Raw genomic sequence first — 19,160 nt, 5'->3', positions numbered from 1 at the left:
TCGCGAAGCGACGCGACGAAGGAGCGCCCTTGACAGGCCGGACGGACACGGAACGACACTGGGACTGCCGGGAAGGCCCCCCGCCTGCTCCTTCGCTTCCGTCCAGGCGAAGCCCCGGCCATCCCCTGGCCCCGCCCAGCAGACCGGCCCGGCCCGGGAGGGCGCGCCTCGGCCGGTCGCCGCCCGGCAGTTGAGCGGGGTCGCGGCCGGGTGGGCCGCTGCGCGGAGCCTTCCCCCCACCCCGCCCCTTCCCGAAACCGGGCGCTGTCCGGACCCGCGCCTCAAACGCCGGCGAGGCTGGGCTGCGGGGTCTCGGCCCGGCCCCGCACCCACCCCGGCGAGGCTGGAGAGCGGGGTCTCGGCCCGGCCCCCGCAACCAGCCCGCCGAGGCCGGGTAGCGGGGCTCCGCCTCAAGTCTGGGCCGGGGAGGCACCGCCCAGCAGGCCAGCGGGGTCGGGCTGTGCGCGCCCCGAAGCCCCGCCCAGGCGTCCGACTCCGTCCGGCCGTAGCCCCCAGGGGTGGGTGGCGCACCGCCGTGTTGGCCCGGCTCCGAGTGGGGGGCAAAGGGGTGGGCCTGCGCCGGGCGCACCGCACCCCCCGCCCAGCCTCCGGCTTCCGTCCGGGCGAAGCCTGCAGGGGTGGGTGGCGCACCGCCGTCTTGGCCCGGTTCCGAGTGGGGGCATGGGGGTGGGTGCGCCGTGCGCCGCGAAGCGCCGCCCAGGCGTTCGGACTTCGTCCGGGCGGAGCCCCCAGGGGTGGGTGGCGCACCGCCGTCTTGGCCCGGTTCCGAGTGGGGGCAAAGGAGCGTGCCCGCGCCTTGCGCCCCGTACACCCCGCAGGGGCGAGGAGCGCGCCTGCGCCGTGCGGCAAACACCCCCCGCAGGGGCGAGGAGCGCGCCTGCGCCGTGCGGCATGACACCCCCCGCCGGGGTGAGGAGCGCGCCTGCGCCGGGTGGTACGTACACCCCGCCCCCGGGGCAAGCGAGTGGTCGTGTCGAGAGCACCGTACGAGCGGCAGGCGCGGAGGCGGCCCGGGACGGGGCAGCACCCGTTTCCCTCAGGCCGCCGGGTTCGGTCCCGCAGGGTTCAGGCGGTGGGCGTCGCGGGCCAGGGTCAGGGCGATCAGGTCGTGGGGGCGGGAGAGGGAGCGGGAGGTGAGTTGTTCCAGGCGGCGGAGGCGGTTGAAGACCGTGTTGCGGTGGCAGTACAGGCGGCTCGCCGCGCGGCCCGCCGAGCCCTCCGCGGCCAGCCACGCGTCCAGGGTCTCCAGGAGCACGGCGCGGTCCGCCGGGTCCAGGTCCAGCAAGGGCCCGAGGACGGACGCGACCAGCTCGGCGGCGAGTTCCGGCTGGCGGACCACCAGCGCCGTCGGGAGGCGGTCGGTGAGGCGGACCAGGGTGCGGTCCTCCGGGCCGCAGGTGCGCAGCGCGGTCTCCGCCAGCCGCCGGGCCCGCCCCAGCTCGGTGAGGCCGTCCACCACCGGGCTGATCCCGCCCGGGCCCGGGCAGCGGTCGGCCAGCTCCGCCGTCAGGTCGGACAGGGAGGACGAAGCCAGCGCGACCACGGCCAGTTCGCGTTCCGTCCGCATCCGCCAGAACAGCCGCATCCCGCCCACCGCCTCGATGCGGTGCAGCGCGTCCCGCCGGTCGGCCGGCAGTACCACCACCGCGTACCGGCCCTGTTCCGGCAGGTCCAGGCCGGCCGCGGCACGGGCCGCCAGGCCCGGGGACGCGTCGCCCTCCAGCAGCGCGTCCAGCAGCGCCTGCACCCGCTCGTCGCTGCGCCGCCGCATCTCCCGCTCGGCCGTCCGGTACGCCTCCGCCGTCGCCGCCGCCTGCTGCTCGATCCCCGCCCACATCGCGCCCGCGGTCCGGGCGAGGACCGGCAGGGCGTCCGGGTCCTGTTCCGTGACGATGTCCAGCAGGGCCTCCCAGGTCAGCCGCCCGGCCCGCCGGTACGCGTACAGCAGCAGGTCCAGCGGAAGCCCCTGTGCGGCACGCCGCCGGCCCAGCTCCTCCGCGTACGCGAGGTCCTTGCGCGGCTCGGAGCGGCGGGCGGCGAACGCCTCGATGCCGTAGTGCATCGCCTCGCTGACCTGCTTCCAGTGCTCGTCGCGCGGTACCGCCACGTCGAACAGCGGGGAGTGCTTCGCCAGGTCCTCGATCAGCTGATCGGTGAGTCCGGGGATCCGGTCCATCAGAACTTCGGCCGCCCCCAGCAGGACCGACCACTCCACGTCCGTACGCGTTCTGTGCCCGCCCATGGGGGCAGAGGATGTCACCCCTCTGCCGCCCCCGTCAGCGACCGCGACCGCAGGTCTGTGCGCTTGCACAACCGCACCCCACCCCCGGCTGGTCATGAGCAGCGATTCCGCTTCCGGCCGTGGACGCGCGCTCCGCCCGGTGCTGGTCTGTGCGCCAGCACAACGCAGGGCAGGCAGGGGAGGGAGAGGACTTGGCTTCGCTACAGGTGCGCGCGCTGTCCATCGGCTACGGGCCGGTGCGGGCGCTGCGCTCCGTGTCGCTCGACGTACCGGCCGGCGCCGTGGTCGTCGTACTGGGAGGGAACGGCGCGGGGAAGTCGACACTGCTGCGCGCGGTGTCCCGGACCCTGACGTTCCACCGCGGCGCGGTCACCGACGGCAGCATCAGCTTCGACGGCCGGCCGCTGGACGGCCTCAGTCCCGCCCAGGTGGTCGCCGCCGGGGTGGTGCAGGTGCCCGAGGGGCGGCAGGTGTTCGCCCGGATGACGGTCGCGGACAATCTGCGGGCCGGGGCGCTGGGCGCCCGGGCCGGCTCCCGCGGCGAGGTGGCCGCCTCGCTCGACCGGGTGCACCAGCTGTTTCCGGTGCTGGCCCGCCGGGCCCGGCAGCGGGCCGGGCTGCTGTCCGGCGGCGAGCAGCAGATGCTCGCCCTCGGGCGGGCCCTGATGGCCCGGCCGCGGCTGCTGTTGCTCGACGAGCCGTCCCTCGGGCTGGCCCCGAAGATGGCCGCGACGATCGCCGAGACGGTCACCGAGATCAACGCGGCCGGTACGTCCGTCCTGCTCGTCGAGCAGAACGCGGCGCTGGCGCTGCGGCTGGCCTCCCACGCGTACGTGCTGGAGGTCGGCGAGGTCGCGCTGCAGGGCCGGGCTGCCGAACTGGCCGCCTCCGACGAGGTCCGCCGCCGGTACCTGGGCATCACGGACGAGGGCGCGCCCGCGCCCGCCGAGGCGCCCCGCGCGCTGCGCAGGTGGTCCCGGTGACCGCCCCCGACGGCTCCTCTTCCGCGCCCCCCGAGCTGGCCGTTCGCGACGTCACGGTCCGGTTCGCCGGTCTCACCGCTCTCGACGGGGTCTCCTTCACGGTGGCTCCCGGCAGTGTGCACGCCGTCATCGGACCCAACGGAGCCGGCAAGTCGACCTGCTTCAACGTGTTGTCCGGGGTGTACCGGGCGGCCTCCGGCAGCGTCCGGTTCGGCGGTACCGAGCTCACCGGGCTGGCCCCGCACGCCGTCGCCGCCCTCGGGGTCGCCCGCACCTTCCAGAACCTGGCGCTGCCCCCGCACACCACGGTCGCCGACAGCCTGCTGCTCGGCCGCCACCGGCTGATGCGGTCCGGTTTCCTCGCCACCGGGCTGCGGCTGCCCGCCGCGACCCGCGAGGACCGCCGGCACCGTGAACGGGTCCGGGAGATCGCCGCGTTCGTCGGCCTGGAGGGCGATCTGGGGGCGCCCGCGGGCTCCCTCCCGTACGGGAAACAGAAGCTCGTCGAGCTGGCCCGGGCCCTGTGCATGGAGCCCCGGCTGCTGCTCCTCGACGAACCCGTCGCCGGGATGACCGCCGACGAGCGGCAGCGCACGGCCGCCGTCATCGCGGGCGTCCGGGACGGTCTCGGCATCTCGATCGTGCTGGTCGAACACGACATGGGGGTGGTGATGCGGCTCGCGGACGCGGTGACCGTACTCGACTTCGGGAAGCGGATCGGCGGGGGCAGCCCGGCCGAGGTGCAGAACGATCCGGCCGTGGTCCGGGCCTATCTGGGAGAGGAGGAGGCGTGAGCACTTTCCTCGAACTGCTGCTCGGCGGGCTGTCCATGGGGTCCGTGTACGCGCTGATCGCGCTCGGTTTCGTCGTCATCTTCAAGGCCACCGAGGTGGTGAACTTCGCCCACGCCTCTCTGCTGCTGGCGGGCGGCTACGTCACCGCGCTGCTCCACGAGGAGCTCGGTTTCTGGCTCGCGCTGCTGGTGGGGGCGGCCGCGGCCGCCGTCGTCGGCGCGGGCATCGAGTTCCTGGTGATGCGCCGCTACCGGGGGCAGGACCAGAGCGTGCTCGCCATCGTCACCATCGGCGTGGACATCCTGCTCATCACCGACCTCACCCGCCGCATCGGCACCGACGTCCTCTCGCTCGGCGACCCGTGGGGCAGCGCGGTGGTCCGGCTCGGGCCGGTCACCCTGGCCCAGACCCGGATCGCCGCGATCCTCGCCGCCGGACTGCTGATCACCGTCTTCCTGCTGGTCTTCCGCTACACCTCCTGGGGCGTGGCCATGCGGGCCGCCGCCGAACGCCCGGAGACCGCCGCGCTGATGGGCGTACGGCTGGGCCGGGTCTCGCTCGCCGCCTGGGCGGTGGCCGGAGCGCTGGCCACGGTCGCCGCCCTGTTCCTGACCGTGTTCCCCACCCCGGGCCTGGAGCGGGCCACCTCGCTGGCCGCCCTGAAGGCCTTCCCCGCCGCCATCCTCGGCGGTCTCGACTCCACCACCGGCGCCCTGGCGGGCGGCCTGATCGTCGGCGTCACCGAGGCCCTGGCCACCGGCTACCAGAGCCAGCTGACGTTCCTCGGCCGCGGCATCGGCGACCTCGCGCCCTATCTGGTGATGGTCGCGGTGCTGCTGCTCCGTCCGGCGGGCCTGTTCGGTACGAAGGAGCTGGCGCGTGTCTGACCTCGTCCGCCGGGCCCTGTGGGCCGCCGGAGCCGTGCTGCTCCTCGCCCTGCCCTTCTACCTGGACCGGTTCTGGCTCCAGGCCGGCCTGTTCGCCATCGCCGCCGCCATCGGGGCCATCGGGCTCAACCTGCTCACCGGCGCCACCGGCCAGCTGTCCATGGGCCACGCCTTCTTCCTGGCCGTCGGGGCGTACGGCTACTGCGCGCTCGCCGGGGACGGCACGAAGGCCGGCGGCCACGAGCTCGTCGGCCTGGGGCTGCCCAGCTGGCTCGCCGCGATCCTTGCGGTGGCCCTCACCGGCGTGGCGGGCGGGCTGTTCAGTCCCATCGCGGGCCGGCTGCGCGGCGCCTACCTCGGCATCGCCACCCTCGCGCTGATCTTCATCGGGCAGCACGTGCTCTTCAACGCGGGCAGCCTCACCGGCGGGTTCAACGGCCGGGCCGTCGAGCCGCTGTCCCTCCTCGGCATCACCTTCGACGACACCGAGACGGTGATCGCCGCGGTCCCCTTCCAGTCCGCCGAGAAGCTCTGGTACGTGGCCCTCGCCGCGCTGCTGGCCTGCGCCCTGTTCGCCCGGGGGGTGCTGCGGGGCCGCCCCGGCCGGGCCATGAACGCCATCCGCGACCACAACATCGCCGCCGGTGTGATGGGCGTGCCGGTGGCCCGCTACCGGGCCGCCGTGTTCGTCCTGTCCTCGATGTACGCGGGGCTGGCCGGTGTCCTGCTGGCCCTGGTCTTCCAGCGGACCGTGCCCGACTACTTCGGCATGGTCCTGTCCCTCGAATACCTCGCCATGATCGTCATCGGCGGGCTGGGCACGGTGGCCGGCGCCGTCGTCGGCGCCGCCTTCGTGTCCCTGCTGCCCCAGCTGCTCACCCGTTACAGCGACGCCCTGCCGCTGGTGTCCGCCCCCGGTACCGGCGGGGTCTCCCCGGGCGAGGCCTCCCGCTACCTGTACGGCGCGGCCGTGGTGCTGGTGGTGCTGTTCCTGCCCGGCGGCCTCATCCGCCTCAACCACGTCATCCGGCTCACCCCCTCGAAGAAGGAGCAAGCGTGAGAAGAACCAGACTCGGTACGGCGGCCCTGGCGGCCGCGCTGGTCCTGACCGGCGCGGCCGGCTGCAGCAGCAAGGCGGGCAGCTCCGACAAGGCCGAGGAGAGCGCGGGCGGGGTGAAGACCGGCGACGGGGTCTCCGACACCGCCATCCAGCTCGGCGTCCTCACCGATATGACCGGGGTCTACGCCTCGCTCGGCAAGAGCGTCACCCAGGCCCAGCAGCTCTGGGCGAAGCAGACCAACGCGGCCGGCGGCATCTGCGGCCGGAAGGTCGAGCTGACCGTCCGCGACCACGGCTACGACCCGCAGAAGGCGCTCGCCGCGTACACCGAGCTGGAGCCCAAGGTGCTGGGCTTCGCCCAGTTCATCGGCTCCCCGTTCGTGGCCGCGGTGGAGGAGCGCATCGACGGCCAGGACAAGGGCCTGGTCATCCCGCAGGCCTGGTCGGCCTCGCTGCTGGGCAGCCCGTACGTCCGTACGGTCGGGGCGACGTACGACATCGAGACGGTCAACGCCATCGGCTACCTGCTCGACCAGAAGCGGATCGCCTCCGGGGACAGGATCGGGCACGTCTACTTCGAGGGCGACTACGGCGAGAACGCGCTGACCGGGGCGAAGCACGCGGCGAAGGAGGCCGGGCTCACGATCGTCGAACAGAAGATCAAGCCGACCGACAACGACATGACCGCGCAGGTCGCCGCGCTCAAGCAGGCCGGGGTGAAGGCCGTGGTGATCAGTGCGGGTCCGCGCCAGGCGGCCTCCCTGGTCGGGGTCGCGGCGGCGGGCGGCTGGAACGTGCCGTTCGTCGGCAACAACTCGGCGTACGCCCCGCAGCTGCTGGCCACGCCGGCGGGGGCGGCCTTGCAGAAGGACTACTACGTCGCCGCCTCCACCCTGCCCATCGGCTCGACCGAGGCGGGCCCGGCCGGGCTGGCCGCCGCGTACAAGGCGGAGTACCCGGGGGCGGGCCTGGACAACGGGGTGGTGGCCGGGTGGACGGCTGCGAGCGTGTACGGGGAGGTGCTGAAGAAGGCGTGCGCCGGGAAGGACCTCACCCGGGAGGGTGTGGGCAAGGCGCTGCTCGGCCTGAAGGCGTACGACAGCGGCTTCGGCATCACCCACGACTTCTCGGACCCGAAGGCGCCGTCGACGCGGCAGAGCATCATCATGAAGCCGGACGAGAAGGTGCCGGGGGGCTTGAAGGTGGTCAAGGAGGCGTCGGTCGCCCCGGCGGCCGCCTCCTTCACCCCGTCCGGCTGACGGGGTTCAGCCCCGCCGGCGTTTGAGGCGCGGGGTCCGGGGCGGAGCCCCGGGAGCCTCGGCGGAGCCGCTGCCGGGCCTGGAGGCCCCGCGAAGGGGGCGGGCACGACGAGAGGGCCCGTACACCACATGGTGTACGGGCCCTCTCGGGTACGTCAGCCGCAGGCTACGGAACCTGCGTGGCGCGCGCCTCGCGGCGGTTGTGCCGGAAGGTGTTCACCCGGCGCGTCGTCGCGAACAGCGGGATGGTCGCCGCCAGCACGATCTGCAGGGCGCAGCCGGTCTGGAGCAGCAGCTGGCCGCCCGGCGCGTCGAACGCCCACGCCGCCAGCAGCCCCATCGCTCCGACGATCCAGCTGAGCATCGCCACCGCGAGGACGCCCCGCGGCTTGGGGTACTCGACCCGGCTCACCATCAGCCAGGCCACCCCGATGATCGCCAGCAGGGTCGGCGGGAACGGCAGCTCCAGCAGCACGATCGAGACGACCGTCAGCGCGCCGAAGGGGCTCGGCATGCCCTGGAACATGCCGTCCTTCATCGTCACGCAGCTGAATCTCGCGAGTCGGAGCACGACCGCGAGCAGCACCACGATCGCGGCCACCGCCGACACCTTCTGGTGCGCGTCGTCGGCGACCATGCCGTAGACGAGCACGAAGTAGGCGGGGGCCAGACCGAAGCTGATCAGGTCGGACAGGTTGTCCAGCTCGGCACCCATCGGCGAGCTGCGGAGCTTGCGCGCCACGAGCCCGTCGAACAGGTCGAACACGGCCGCCATCAGCATCAGTATCACCGCGGTCGCGGCGCTGTGGCGGGCCATGCCCGTCTCGGCGCTGCCGGTGAGGTGCGGGATGAGGATTCCGGTGGTGGTGAAGTACACCGCCATGAATCCGCAGGTCGCGTTGCCGAGGGTGAGGGTGTCCGCTATCGACAGCCGCAGCGAGAGGGGCATCTCCTCGCCGTCGGTCTCCTCGGGGGCCGCTTCCGGCACCCAGTCGGTGCGGTCCGTACGGCTCGCCGGTGATTCGGGATCAGTCACGGTCAATTCGGGTCACCCCCGCGGTCGTGGCCTGGCCGACCTCGACCGCGACTTCGACGCCCTCGGGGAGGTAGATGTCGACGCGCGAGCCGAAGCGGATCAGACCGATCCGTTCGCCCTGCTCCACCTTCGTGCCGGCCGGCACGTAGGGGACGATCCGACGGGCGACCGCACCCGCGATCTGCACCATCTCGATGTCGCCGAGCTCGGTGTCGAAGTGCCAGACAACGCGCTCGTTGTTCTCGCTCTCCTTGTTGAACGCCGGGACGAACCCGCCGGGGATGTGCTCCACGGACGTCACCGTGCCGGCCAGCGGCGCGCGGTTGACGTGGACGTTCAGCGGGCTCATGAAGATCGCGACGCGGGTCCGTCCGTCCTTCCACGGCATGATGCTCTGCACCACACCGTCGGCGGGGGAGATGACCCGGCCCTGAGCGATCTCTCGCTCGGGGTCACGGAAGAACCACAGCATGCCCGCCGCGAGAGCGGTGGTGGGCACGGCCGCCGCGGCCCAGCGTCCGGACTTGCGGGCCCGGATCAGGCTGAGCGCCGCGGTGGCGACGGTCGGCAGAAGCCACGGCGATGCTCCGCGCGCGAGGCGTACGCCAGTGAGGCTGTCGCGAGGTGCAGAGGTTTGGCTGTGGGGCATGGATGACCTTCGTAGCGTGTGATTGCCGCGCCGCAAACGGGGGGACGGGGCGGCGGCTGTACTGGAATGCTAGCGGTTGCGCGCAACAACTGGGCAAGCCAGAAGCCGAGTCGGTGACCCAAGCCCAGTGACTGGATGTGACCCTTTTCGCTCCTAAAAAGGGGCGAATCGGGACGTTCAGCCCTGGAGTCGGTACTCCTCGAGCAGGCGTCGCCCAATGATCATTTTCTGGATCTCGGCGGTACCTTCACCGATGAGCAGCATCGGAGCCTCGCGGTAGAGCCGCTCGATCTCGTACTCCTTCGAGAAGCCGTATCCGCCGTGGATCCGGAAGGCGTCCTCCACCACCTCCTTGCAGTACTCGGAGGCGAGGTACTTCGCCATCCCTGCTTCGAGGTCGTTTCGTTCCCCGGAGTCCTTTTTGCGTGCTGCGTTGACCATCATCGCATGGGCGGCCTCGACCTTGGTAGCCATCTCGGCCAGCTTGAACTGAATGGCCTGGTGCTCGGCGATCGGCTTCCCGAAAGTGTGACGTTGCTGGGCATACGAGACACCCAGCTCGAATGCACGCTGCGCAACGCCGCAACCACGCGCCGCCACGTTGACGCGGCCGACCTCGACCCCGTCCATCATTTGGTAAAACCCTCGGCCGGTGGTCCCGCCCAGGACACGATTGGCCGGAATGCGCAGTCCGTCCATGATGAGCTCGGTCGTGTCGACCCCCTTGTAGCCCATCTTGTCGATCTTGCCGGGGATGGTCAGGCCCGGACGGACCTCGCCGAAGCCCGGCTCCTTCTCCACCAGGAAGGTCGTCATCGACTTGTGCGGCGCCGTGCCCTCGGGGTGGCCTTCGTCACTCCGCACCAGAACGGCCACCAGGGTGGACGAGCCGCCGTTGGTCAGCCACATCTTCTGGCCGTTCAGGACGTACTCGTCGCCGTCCTTCACCGCCTTGGAGGTGATGGCCGACACATCGGAGCCCAGCGCCGGCTCGGACATCGAGAACGCGCCGCGCACCTCGCCCAGCGCCATCCGGGGCAGGAAGTGGTCCTTCTGCTCCTGGGTGCCGTGCTGCTTGAGCATGTACGCCACGATGAAGTGCGTGTTGATGATGCCCGAGACGGACATCCAGCCCCGGGCTATCTCCTCCACGCACAGGGCGTAGGTGAGGAGCGACTCACCCAGGCCGCCGTACTCCTCCGGGATCATCAGGCCGAAGAGGCCGAGCTCCTTGAGGCCGTCGACGATCTGCTGCGGGTACTCGTCGCGGTGCTCCAGCTCGGTCGCGACCGGGATGATCTCCTTGTCGACGAACTCCCGGACGGTCTTGAGGATCTCCCGCTGGACGTCCGTGAGCCCGGCGGTCTGGGCGAGTCGTGCCATGGCTACTTCCCCTGTTCCTTCAGCTGGGGGCGGCCGGGCTGCTCGCCGCCGCGCTCCTTGATGTACGTCTCGGTCGGGACCATCACCTTGCGCCGGAAGACGCAGACGAGGGTGCCGTCCTGCTTGTAGCCCTTGGTCTCGACGTAGACGATGCCGCGGTCGTTCTTCGACTTCGACGGGGTCTTGTCCAGGACCGTGGTCTCGCCGTAGATGGTGTCGCCGTGGAAGGTCGGCGCCACGTGCCGCAGGGACTCGATCTCCAGGTTGGCGATGGCCTTCCCGGAGACGTCCGGCACGGACATGCCCAGCAGCAGCGAGTAGATGTAGTTGCCCACGACCACGTTCTTGCCGAAGTCGGTCGTGTTCTCGGCGTAATTGCTGTCCATGTGGAGCGGGTGGTGGTTCATGGTCAGCAGACAGAAGAGGTGGTCGTCGTACTCGGTGACCGTCTTCCCGGGCCAGTGCTTGTAGACCGCGCCGACCTCGAACTCTTCGTACGTCCGTCCGAACTGCATGGGGCTCAGGCCTCCGGGATCTCGAACTTGCTGGTGCGCTGCATGCCGGCGGCCCGGCCCTTGCCGGCGATGACCAGGGCCATCTTGCGGCTGGCCTCGTCGATCATCTCGTCGCCGAGCATCGCCGAGCCCTTCTTGCCGCCCGCCTCCGAGGTGCACCAGTCGTACGCGTCGAGGATCAGCTCGGCGTGGTCGTAGTCCTCCTGCGAGGGGGAGAAGACCTCGTTGGCCGCGTCGACCTGGCCCGGGTGCAGCACCCACTTGCCGTCGAAGCCCAGGGCGGCGGCCCGGCCGGCCACCTCGCGGTACGCGTCCACGTCGCGGATCTGCAGGAAGGGGCCGTCGATCGCCTGGAGGTTGTGCATACGGGCCGCCATCAGGATCCGCATCAGGATGTAGTGGTAGGCGTCCGCGCCGTAGCCGGGCGGCTGCATGCCCACGACCAGCGACTTCATGTTGATGGAGGCCATGAAGTCGGCCGGGCCGAAGATGATCGTCTCCAGTCGCGGCGAGGCGGCGGCGATCTCGTCGACGTTCACCAGGCCCTTGGCGTTCTCGATCTGCGCCTCGATGCCGATCTTGCCGACCTCGAAGCCCATGGTCTTCTCGATCTGGGTCAGCAGGAGGTCCAGGGCCACGACCTGCTGGGCGTCCTGGACCTTCGGCAGCATGATGCAGTCGAGGTTCTGGCCGGCTCCCTCGACGACCGTGATGACGTCGCGGTAGGTCCAGTGCGTGGTCCAGTCGTTGACGCGCACGACCCGGGTCTTGCCCGTCCAGTCGCCGTTGTTCAGCGCGTCCACGATGGTGTGGCGGGCGCCTTCCTTGGCGAGCGGCGCGCAGGCGTCCTCCAGGTCCAGGAAGACCTGGTCGGCCGGCAGGCCCTGGGCCTTCTCCAGGAAGCGCGGGTTCGAACCCGGAACCGCGAGGCAGGAGCGACGCGGGCGAAGACGGTTCACCGGGTGGACGGGCGTGGTCATGCGGGGACCTCCGTGCTTGCAACGATTTCGAGAGGGGCGAGCTTGTTGGCTTTGCGGATCTCGTCGACGATACGACCGATGATCTCGGTGATGCCGAAGTCCTTCGGCGTGAAGACGGCGGCCACACCGGCTGCCTTGAGTGTCACGGCATCCGCGTTCGGAATGATGCCTCCGACGATGACGGGAATGTCACCCGCCCCCGCCTTGCGCAGCCGCTCCAGGACGTCCGGGACGAGTGCGCTGTGGGAGCCGGACAGGATGGACAGTCCCACGCAGTGCACGTCCTCGGCCAGCGCCGCGGAGGAGATCTCCTCCGGTGTCAGCCGGATGCCCTGGTAGACCACCTCGAAGCCGGCGTCGCGGGCGCGGACGGCGATCTGCTCGGCGCCGTTGGAGTGCCCGTCCAGGCCGGGCTTGCCGACCAGCAGGCGCAGCCGCCCCGAGCCGAGCTCCTCGGCCGTGCGCGCCACCTTCTCGCGGACCTCGTGCATCGGCGTGCCGGGCTCCGCGGTGACCGCCACCGGCGCCGAGGAGACCCCGGTGGGGGCGCGGAACTCGCCGAAGACCTCGCGCAGGGCGCTCGCCCATTCGCCGGTGGTGACACCGGCGCGGGCGCACTCCAGGGTGGCCTCCATCAGGTTCTCGGTGCCGGCCGCGGCCTCCTTGAGGCGCTCCAGGGCCTGCCCGGTGGTGGGGAAGACGAACGGGTCGCCGTTCCCCTGGCGGTCCGAGGACTCCTCGCGCTCGGCGCGCCAGCGGACGATGCGCTCGACGGTCAGCGCCTCCACCGCCCCGTCCACCGTCATGATCGCGCCGTCCAGGTCGGCGGTCAGCGGGTTCTCCTCGGTCTGCTGGAAGCAGTTCACCCCGACGATCTTGTCCTCGCCGGCCTCGATCCGGGCCCGCCGCTCGGCGTGCGAGGAGACCAGCTGGGACTTCAGGTAGCCGGACTCGACGGCGGCCATCGCGCCGCCCATCTCCTGGATCCGGTCGATCTCGGCCAGGCACTCCGCGACCAGGGCGTCCACCTTGGCCTCGATGACGTGCGACCCGGCGAAGATGTCCTCGTACTCCAGCAGGTCGCTCTCGTGGGCGAGGACCTGCTGGATGCGCAGCGACCACTGCTGGTCCCAGGGCCGGGGGAGCCCCAGCGCCTCGTTCCAGGCCGGCAGCTGCACGGCGCGGGCGCGGGCGTCCTTGGAGAGGGTGACCGCCAGCATCTCCAGCACGATGCGCTGGACGTTGTTCTCCGGCTGCGCCTCGGTCAGGCCGAGCGAGTTGACCTGGACGCCGTAGCGGAAGCGGCGCTGCTTGTCGTTCTCGATGCCGTAGCGCTCGCGGGTGACCTTGTCCCAGATGCGGCCGAAGGCGCGCATCTTGCACATTTCCTCGATGAAGCGGACGCCCGCGTTCACGAAGAAGGAGATACGGGCGACCACCTCGCCGAACCGGTCCTCCGGGACCTGCCCCGAGTCGCGGACCGAGTCCAGCACCGCGATGGCGGTGGACATCGCGTACGAGATCTCCTGGACCGGAGTGGCCCCCGCCTCCTGCAGGTGGTAGCTGCAGATGTTGATCGGGTTCCACTTCGGGATGTGGTTGACCGTGTACGCGATCATGTCCGTCGTCAGGCGGAGCGAGGGCCCGGGCGGGAAGACGTGCGTCCCGCGCGACAGGTACTCCTTGACGATGTCGTTCTGGGTGGTGCCCTGGAGCTTGGAGATGTCCGCGCCCTGCTCCTCGGCGGCCACCTGGTAGAGCGCCAGCAGCCACATCGCGGTGGCGTTGATCGTCATCGAGGTGTTCATCTGCTCCAGGGGTATGTCCTGGAACAGCCGCCGCATGTCGCCCAGATGCGAGACCGGGACCCCGACCCGGCCCACCTCGCCGCGGGCGAGGATGTGGTCGGGGTCGTAGCCGGTCTGCGTCGGCAGGTCGAACGCGACCGACAGGCCGGTCTGGCCCTTGGCGAGGTTGCGGCGGTACAGCTCGTTGGACGCCTCGGCCGTGGAGTGGCCGGCGTACGTCCGCATGAGCCACGGACGGTCCTTCTGGCGCTCTGTCATCTCAGGCGTTCCTTATGGCCCGGGGGCGTCTCAGATGTTCCGGAAGCGGTTGATGGCGTCGAGGTGCGTGGCGCGCAGCTCGTGGTCGCGGACGCCCAGGCCCTCCTCGGGGGCCAGCGCGAGGACGCCGACCTTGCCCTGGTGGAGGTTGCGGTGGACGTCGTACGCCGCCTGGCCGGTCTCCTCCAGGGAGTAGACCTTCGAGAGGGTGGGGTGGATCTTGCCCTTGGCGATCAGGCGGTTGGCCTCCCACGCCTCGCGGTAGTTCGCGAAGTGCGAGCCGATGATGCGCTTGAGCGACATCCACAGGTAGCGGTTGTCGTACTCGTGCATGTAGCCCGAGGTCGAGGCGCAGGTGGTGATGGTGCCGCCCTTGCGGGTGACGTAGACGCTCGCGCCGAAGGTCTCGCGGCCGGGGTGCTCGAAGACGATGTCGATGTCCTCGCCGCCGGTCAGCTCGCGGATGCGCTTGCCGAAGCGCTTCCACTCCTTCGGGTCCTGGGTGTGCTCGTCCTTCCAGAACTTGTAGCCCTCGGCGTTGCGGTCGATGACCGCCTCCGCGCCCATGGCCCGGCAGATGTCGGCCTTCTCGGGAGAGGAGACGACGCAGATCGGGTTGGCGCCGCCGGCCAGCGCGAACTGGGTGGCGTACGAGCCGAGGCCGCCGCTCGCGCCCCAGATCAGGACGTTGTCGCCCTGCTTCATGCCGGCGCCGTTGCGGGAGACCAGCTGGCGGTACGCGGTGGAGTTGACCAGGCCGGGGGAGGCGGCCTCCTCCCAGCTGAGGTGGGCGGGCTTGGGCATCAGCTGGTTGGACTTGACGAGTGCGATCTCCGCCAGGCCGCCGAAGTTGGTCTCGAAGCCCCAGATGCGCTGCTCGGGGTCGAGCATCGTGTCGTTGTGGCCGTCCGAGGACTCCAGCTCGACCGAGAGGCAGTGCGCGACGACCTCGTCGCCGGGGTTCCACGCGTTGACGCCCGGGCCGGTGCGCAGCACGACGCCCGCGAGGTCGGAGCCGATGATGTGGTACGGGAGGTCGTGGCGCTTGGTCAGCTCCGACAGGCGCCCGTAGCGCTCGAGGAAGCTGAAGGTGGACACCGGCTCGAAGATCGAGGTCCACACGGAGTTGTAGTTGACCGAGGAGGCCATGACGGCCACTAGGGCCTCGCCCGGGCCGAGTTCCGGCACCGGGACCTGGTCCAGGTGCAGGGACTTGCGCGGGTCCTTCTCGCGGGTGGTGAGCCCGGCGAACATCTCCGTCTCGTCCTTGTGCACGGTGATCGCGCGGTAGGAGTCGGGGAGCGGCAGGGCCGCGAAGTCGTCGGCCGTAGCGGTCTGCGACTGGATCGCGTCCAGAATGTCCTTCACGGTAGTGCCTCCGGCGTAGCGCTGAATGAGGGTGCGCTGAGAAGTGAGGGTTGCCGTCGGTTCGGCGGTGCTGTGGTGCTGCGCGGCGCCCGTTCGGGGCGCGGGAGGTGCCTGGTGACGCAGGCGTCCGGGGCGCGTGCCATGCCGTGGTGGGCGTGGATCGCGGGGACATCCGGACGAGTTCAACGTATGGCACCCCGTGTCACCCGGCAAGGCACCGCGTGCCAAAAATTTCTCTCATTTGCCGATTGACCTGCGCAATTGAGCGATGATCGATCAGAGTTACCGGCGAGTAGGGGCAAGCTGGACATACGACAGTGGCCGCACCCGGAACCGGGTGCGGCCACTGTGACGAGCGTCGCTACTTGTTGCGCAGTGCCTCTTCGATGGTCCGCATGACCTCGTCGAGCGGGGCGTCCGTCCGCGCCACCGTCACCAGCACCTCGCCCTCGGTACGGGCCGTCGCGGCCGGCGCGGGCGCAGCCGCCTCGGTCAGCGTCCGGCCCGCGCCGATCCCGGTGCCGAACGTCTTCCGCACGATCGAGAAGGCGTGGTCCAGCTGCGCCTCCACGTCCCCCTGGCCGCCGGCCCGCAGCCAGCGACGCAGCACGTGGTTGTGGGCCGTGACCACCGCGGAGGCGGCCACCTCCGCCAGCAGCGGGTCGTCATTGCCGTCGTGGTGGTCCGTTTCGTCGAAATGGGCCAGCAGGTAGCGGGTGAACAGCCGCTCGTACCGGGCCACCGAAGCGATCTCCCGCTCCCGCAGGGCCGGCACCTCACGGGTCAGCCGGTACCGCTCCACCGACACCGAGGGCGCGGCCGCGTACATCTTCATGACTTCCTTGATCCCCCGGCAGACGGTGTCGAGCGGGTGCTCGTGCGCCGGCGCCGCGTCGAGAACGGCCTCCGCCCGGGTCAGGGTGTCGTCGTGATCGGGGAAGATCGCCTCTTCCTTGGACCGGAAATGGCGGAAGAAGGTACGCCGGGCCACACCGGCGGTCGCGGCGATCTCGTCGACCGTCGTCGCCTCGTACCCCTTGGTCGCGAACAGCTCCATCGCCGCCGTGGCGAGCTCGCGGCGCATCTTGAGCCGCTGCGCGGCCGCCCGGGAGCCGGCGGCGCTCTCCGGGGCGTCGGAGGAGGCCGTGACGGTGCGGGCCTGGGTCTTGGCGGGCTGGGACATAGTGCGAACGTACTGCATGCGCGCCGGAGCGCGCGCCCGAGGGCTGTCCGGGCCCGGAGGAAGGGAAGGATGCGGGGGAGAGCCCGCACTGGGCTCGGGAGGGTTCGTCCGCCGTGAGGGTCCGGCGGACCCGAGCAGCCCTCCCCACGCATCCGGCTCGTGTGCCCGGGGCGGGTTACCGCCGGGCGTACTCACGGAATCCGCGGCCGGTCTTCCGGCCCAGGCAGCCCGCCGCCACCAGGTGCTCCAGCAGCGGGGACGGGGCCAGGCCCGGGTCGCGGAACTCCTTGTGGAGCACCTTCTCGATGGCCAGGGACACGTCCAGGCCGACCACGTCGAGGAGCTCGAACGGGCCCATCGGGTAGCCGCCGCCCAGCTTCATCGCCGCGTCGATGTCGTCCAGCGACGCGTAGTGCGACTCCACCATCTTGATCGCGTTGTTCAGGTACGGGAACAGCAGCGCGTTCACGATGAACCCGGCCCGGTCCCCGCAGTCCACCGCGTGCTTGCGGACCTTGGCACAGACCTCGCGGACCGTGGCGTGCACGTCGTCGGCGGTCAGGACGGTACGGACCACCTCGACCAGCTTCATCGCCGGCGCCGGGTTGAAGAAGTGCATGCCGATCACGTCCTGCGGGCGCGAGGTCGCACGGGCGCAGGCGATCACCGGCAGCGAGGAGGTGGTGGTCGCCAGCACCGCACCCGGCTTGCAGATCTTGTCCAGGGCGGCGAACAGCTCCTGCTTCACCGCCAGGTCCTCCGCGACCGCCTCGACCGCCAGGTCCACCTCGGCGAACGCCTCCAGCGAACCGGCCGGGGTGATCAGGGCCAGGGTCTGCTCCGCGGCCTCCTCGGACAGCCGGCCCTTGGCCACGGCCCGGCCCAGGGACTTCCCGATCGCGGCCTTCGCGGCGGCGGCTTTCTCGTCGCTGCGCGCGGCCAGCACCACGGCGAAGCCGGCCTGCGCGAAGACCTGCGCGATGCCGCTCGCCATCGTGCCGGACCCGGCCACACCCACCGAGCTCACCGGACGGCCGGCGACCGGGCCGCCGCCCTCCAGCGGGGTCAGCGCGTCCCGCACCACCACCGGGCTGCCCGGCGCCTCGTACGAGTAGAAGCCGCGACCCGCCTTCCGGCCGGTCAGCCCCGCCTCGGTGAGGTGGCCCAGGATCGGCGCCGGGGCGTGCAGCCGGTCGCCGGAGGAGGTGTACATGGCCTCCAGGACGGTCCGCGCGGTGTCCACGCCGATCAGGTCGAGCAGGGCCAGCGGACCCATGGGCAGGCCGCAGCCCAGCTTCATCGCCGCGTCGATGTCCTCGCGGGAGGCGTACTTCGACTCGTACATGGCGGCGGCCTGGTTGAGGTAGCCGAAGAGCAGGCCGTCCGCGACGAAACCGGGGCGGTCGCCGACCGCGACCGGCTCCTTGCCGAGCGACCGGGCGAGCGCGGTGACCGCCTCGACGGCCGACGGGGCGGTCAGCACCGAGGAGACCACCTCGACCAGCTTCATCGCCGGGGCCGGGTTGAAGAAGTGCAGCCCGAGGACCCGCTCCGGGTGCTGCGACTCGGCGGCCAGCCGGGTCACGGACAGGGCGTTGGTGCCGGTCGCCAGAATCGTGTCGGGCCGGACGATCGCGTCCAGGTCGCGGAAGACCTGCTGCTTGAGCGCGTAGTCCTCCGGCACGACCTCGATGACGAGATCGGCGTGCACGGCGGCCTGCAGGTCGGTGAAGGTGCGCAGCCGGGACAGCACACCCGCCCGCTCGGACTCGGTGAGCCGCTCCTTGGCGACGGACCGGGCGGTGGAGGCCTCCAACGCGGCGGCACAGGCCCGGCCGGCGGCCTCGCTGACATCGATGCCGATGACTTCGTGACCGGCGCGGGTGAGGACTTCGGCGATGCCCGTGCCCATGGTGCCGAGGCCGACGATGGCGACGGTCTGGAGGGCGGGCTGACTGGACGTGGACGGAAGGTCCATGACAGGACTCCAGTGAGGGTTTAAGGGGTGACGGCTGAGCGGGCACGCGCGAAGAAAGGGGCGCGACTGCCGTACGCGAGCTGCGAGGCGTGGCGATACACGATGCATGGCGGTGCTGCGGCGAAAGGCCCTGTCCCGGGGCGCACGCCGTTCACACATGCCGAACCGACCAACGCGGGGGCGGCTGCGTCACCAGGCCGCTCCTGCTGAGGGGAGATTAACTCGTCGGTAACCACTTGGCCAGAGCCCAGGAGGTGTGACGTGCACAACCGGGTGGATTGTGGCTGGAGTCGGGGGGCAGGGCGGCTTGGGGGCTTGGGGGCTTGGGGGCTTGGGGGTTTTGCGGCTTGGCGGCTTGGGGGCGTGGGCGCTGGGGTGGGGGGTGGCCTGGGGGTGGGGGCTGATTGCGGGCGGGGCCGACTGTGGGCGGGAGTCGACTGTGGGCGGGGGCTGGCCTGCGGGCGGGGCCGACTGCGGGCGGGGGCTGACCGGTGGGCGGGGGCAGGGGCGGTACGCCGTGGTGGGGTTGGGGCCGTCTGTGGGGCGGGGGTGGGGGTTGGTGGGGTGTGCCGGACCGGCGGCGAGGGGGTGCCCGGGGGCTGCCCGTCAGTCCCATCGTCCTTCCGTGCCGGCCGTCGGCGTCAAGGGCGCTCCTTCGTCGCGTCGCTGCGCGATGGCCTGCGGCCACCCTTGACCCCGCCGTCCGTCCCGGAAAGACAAGGACTGTCGGGCGGCCCCCGGGGGATGGCATGGGGG

15 protein-coding genes are annotated in these 19,160 nt (G+C 71.2%); 5 read left to right on the top strand and 10 right to left on the bottom strand.

Translation table 11 applies throughout. The features are described 5' to 3' along the window. Positions 1 to 1,057: 1,057 nt before the first annotated feature. Entirely contained in the window at positions 1,058 to 2,263 is a 1,206-nt protein-coding gene (locus tag AB0447_RS35495; RefSeq protein WP_366481085.1) for a helix-turn-helix domain-containing protein, read from the bottom strand. A gap of 191 nt (positions 2,264 to 2,454) precedes the next feature. Between AB0447_RS35495 and AB0447_RS35490 the strand changes: the two genes are divergently transcribed. From AB0447_RS35490 to AB0447_RS35470, 5 genes are read left to right on the top strand one after another with little or no spacing between them, the layout of a single operon-like run. Then, on the top strand, positions 2,455 to 3,246 hold the full coding sequence (locus AB0447_RS35490) for an ABC transporter ATP-binding protein (protein ID WP_366481084.1): 792 nt from the start codon (positions 2,455 to 2,457) through the stop codon (positions 3,244 to 3,246). Next, a complete protein-coding gene (locus tag AB0447_RS35485) occupies positions 3,243 to 4,040 on the top strand; it encodes an ABC transporter ATP-binding protein (protein WP_366481083.1) in 798 nt (265 codons plus the stop codon). Before AB0447_RS35490 ends, AB0447_RS35485 begins: the two co-directional genes overlap by 4 nt. Continuing rightward, positions 4,037 to 4,927: a branched-chain amino acid ABC transporter permease gene (locus AB0447_RS35480; RefSeq protein ID WP_366481082.1), complete on the top strand. Its 891-nt coding sequence runs from the start codon at positions 4,037 to 4,039 to the stop codon at positions 4,925 to 4,927. The genes AB0447_RS35485 and AB0447_RS35480 overlap by 4 nt, the downstream gene beginning before the upstream one ends. Further along, positions 4,920 to 5,987 carry a branched-chain amino acid ABC transporter permease gene (locus AB0447_RS35475; RefSeq protein WP_366481081.1) on the top strand — a complete coding sequence of 356 codons (1,068 nt, stop codon included), beginning with the start codon at positions 4,920 to 4,922 and terminating at the stop codon, positions 5,985 to 5,987. The genes AB0447_RS35480 and AB0447_RS35475 overlap by 8 nt, the downstream gene beginning before the upstream one ends. Then, positions 5,984 to 7,246 (top strand): ABC transporter substrate-binding protein, encoded by a 1,263-nt coding sequence (locus AB0447_RS35470; protein WP_366481080.1) that lies wholly within the window; start codon positions 5,984 to 5,986, stop codon positions 7,244 to 7,246. Before AB0447_RS35475 ends, AB0447_RS35470 begins: the two co-directional genes overlap by 4 nt. A gap of 166 nt (positions 7,247 to 7,412) precedes the next feature. On the opposite strand, the gene pssA is transcribed toward AB0447_RS35470, so the two are convergent. From pssA to AB0447_RS35425, 9 genes are all read right to left on the bottom strand, one after another. Further along, a complete protein-coding gene (gene pssA, locus AB0447_RS35465; RefSeq protein ID WP_366481086.1) occupies positions 7,413 to 8,234 on the bottom strand; it encodes a CDP-diacylglycerol--serine O-phosphatidyltransferase in 822 nt (273 codons plus the stop codon). 40 nt (positions 8,235 to 8,274) lie between these two features. Beyond that, a complete protein-coding gene (locus AB0447_RS35460; protein ID WP_366481079.1) occupies positions 8,275 to 8,931 on the bottom strand; it encodes a phosphatidylserine decarboxylase in 657 nt (218 codons plus the stop codon). A 177-nt stretch (positions 8,932 to 9,108) separates the two neighbouring features. Further along, the gene (locus AB0447_RS35455; RefSeq protein ID WP_366481078.1) at positions 9,109 to 10,314 is read right to left on the bottom strand and encodes an acyl-CoA dehydrogenase family protein; all 1,206 of its coding nucleotides are present in this window, start codon (positions 10,312 to 10,314) and stop codon (positions 9,109 to 9,111) included. Positions 10,315 to 10,316: 2 nt separating this feature from the next. Beyond that, positions 10,317 to 10,829 (bottom strand): MaoC family dehydratase, encoded by a 513-nt coding sequence (locus AB0447_RS35450; protein WP_030155134.1) that lies wholly within the window; start codon positions 10,827 to 10,829, stop codon positions 10,317 to 10,319. 5 nt (positions 10,830 to 10,834) lie between these two features. Then, complete coding sequence (locus AB0447_RS35445) at positions 10,835 to 11,809, bottom strand: CoA ester lyase (RefSeq protein ID WP_249768874.1); 975 nt, start codon at positions 11,807 to 11,809, stop codon at positions 10,835 to 10,837. Next, on the bottom strand, positions 11,806 to 13,875 hold the full coding sequence (locus AB0447_RS35440; protein WP_366481076.1) for a protein meaA: 2,070 nt from the start codon (positions 13,873 to 13,875) through the stop codon (positions 11,806 to 11,808). Before AB0447_RS35440 ends, AB0447_RS35445 begins: the two co-directional genes overlap by 4 nt. Before the next feature lie 30 nt (positions 13,876 to 13,905). Continuing rightward, positions 13,906 to 15,243, bottom strand: coding sequence for a crotonyl-CoA carboxylase/reductase (gene ccrA, locus AB0447_RS35435; protein ID WP_366481075.1), 1,338 nt, complete (start codon positions 15,241 to 15,243; stop codon positions 13,906 to 13,908). Positions 15,244 to 15,604: 361 nt separating this feature from the next. Then, positions 15,605 to 16,444, bottom strand: a complete 840-nt coding sequence (locus tag AB0447_RS35430) for a TetR family transcriptional regulator (protein ID WP_366481074.1) — start codon at positions 16,442 to 16,444, stop codon at positions 15,605 to 15,607. 157 nt (positions 16,445 to 16,601) lie between these two features. Beyond that, on the bottom strand, positions 16,602 to 18,404 hold the full coding sequence (locus tag AB0447_RS35425) for a 3-hydroxybutyryl-CoA dehydrogenase (RefSeq protein WP_366481073.1): 1,803 nt from the start codon (positions 18,402 to 18,404) through the stop codon (positions 16,602 to 16,604). Between the last annotated feature and the right edge of the window lie 756 nt (positions 18,405 to 19,160).

The organism is Streptomyces sp. NPDC051211, assembly GCF_040689505.1.
In the GTDB taxonomy this organism is placed as follows: domain Bacteria; phylum Actinomycetota; class Actinomycetes; order Streptomycetales; family Streptomycetaceae; genus Streptomyces.
The sequence above is the reverse complement of the archived record's forward strand: the minus strand, read 5'-3'. Positions and strand labels throughout refer to the sequence as shown.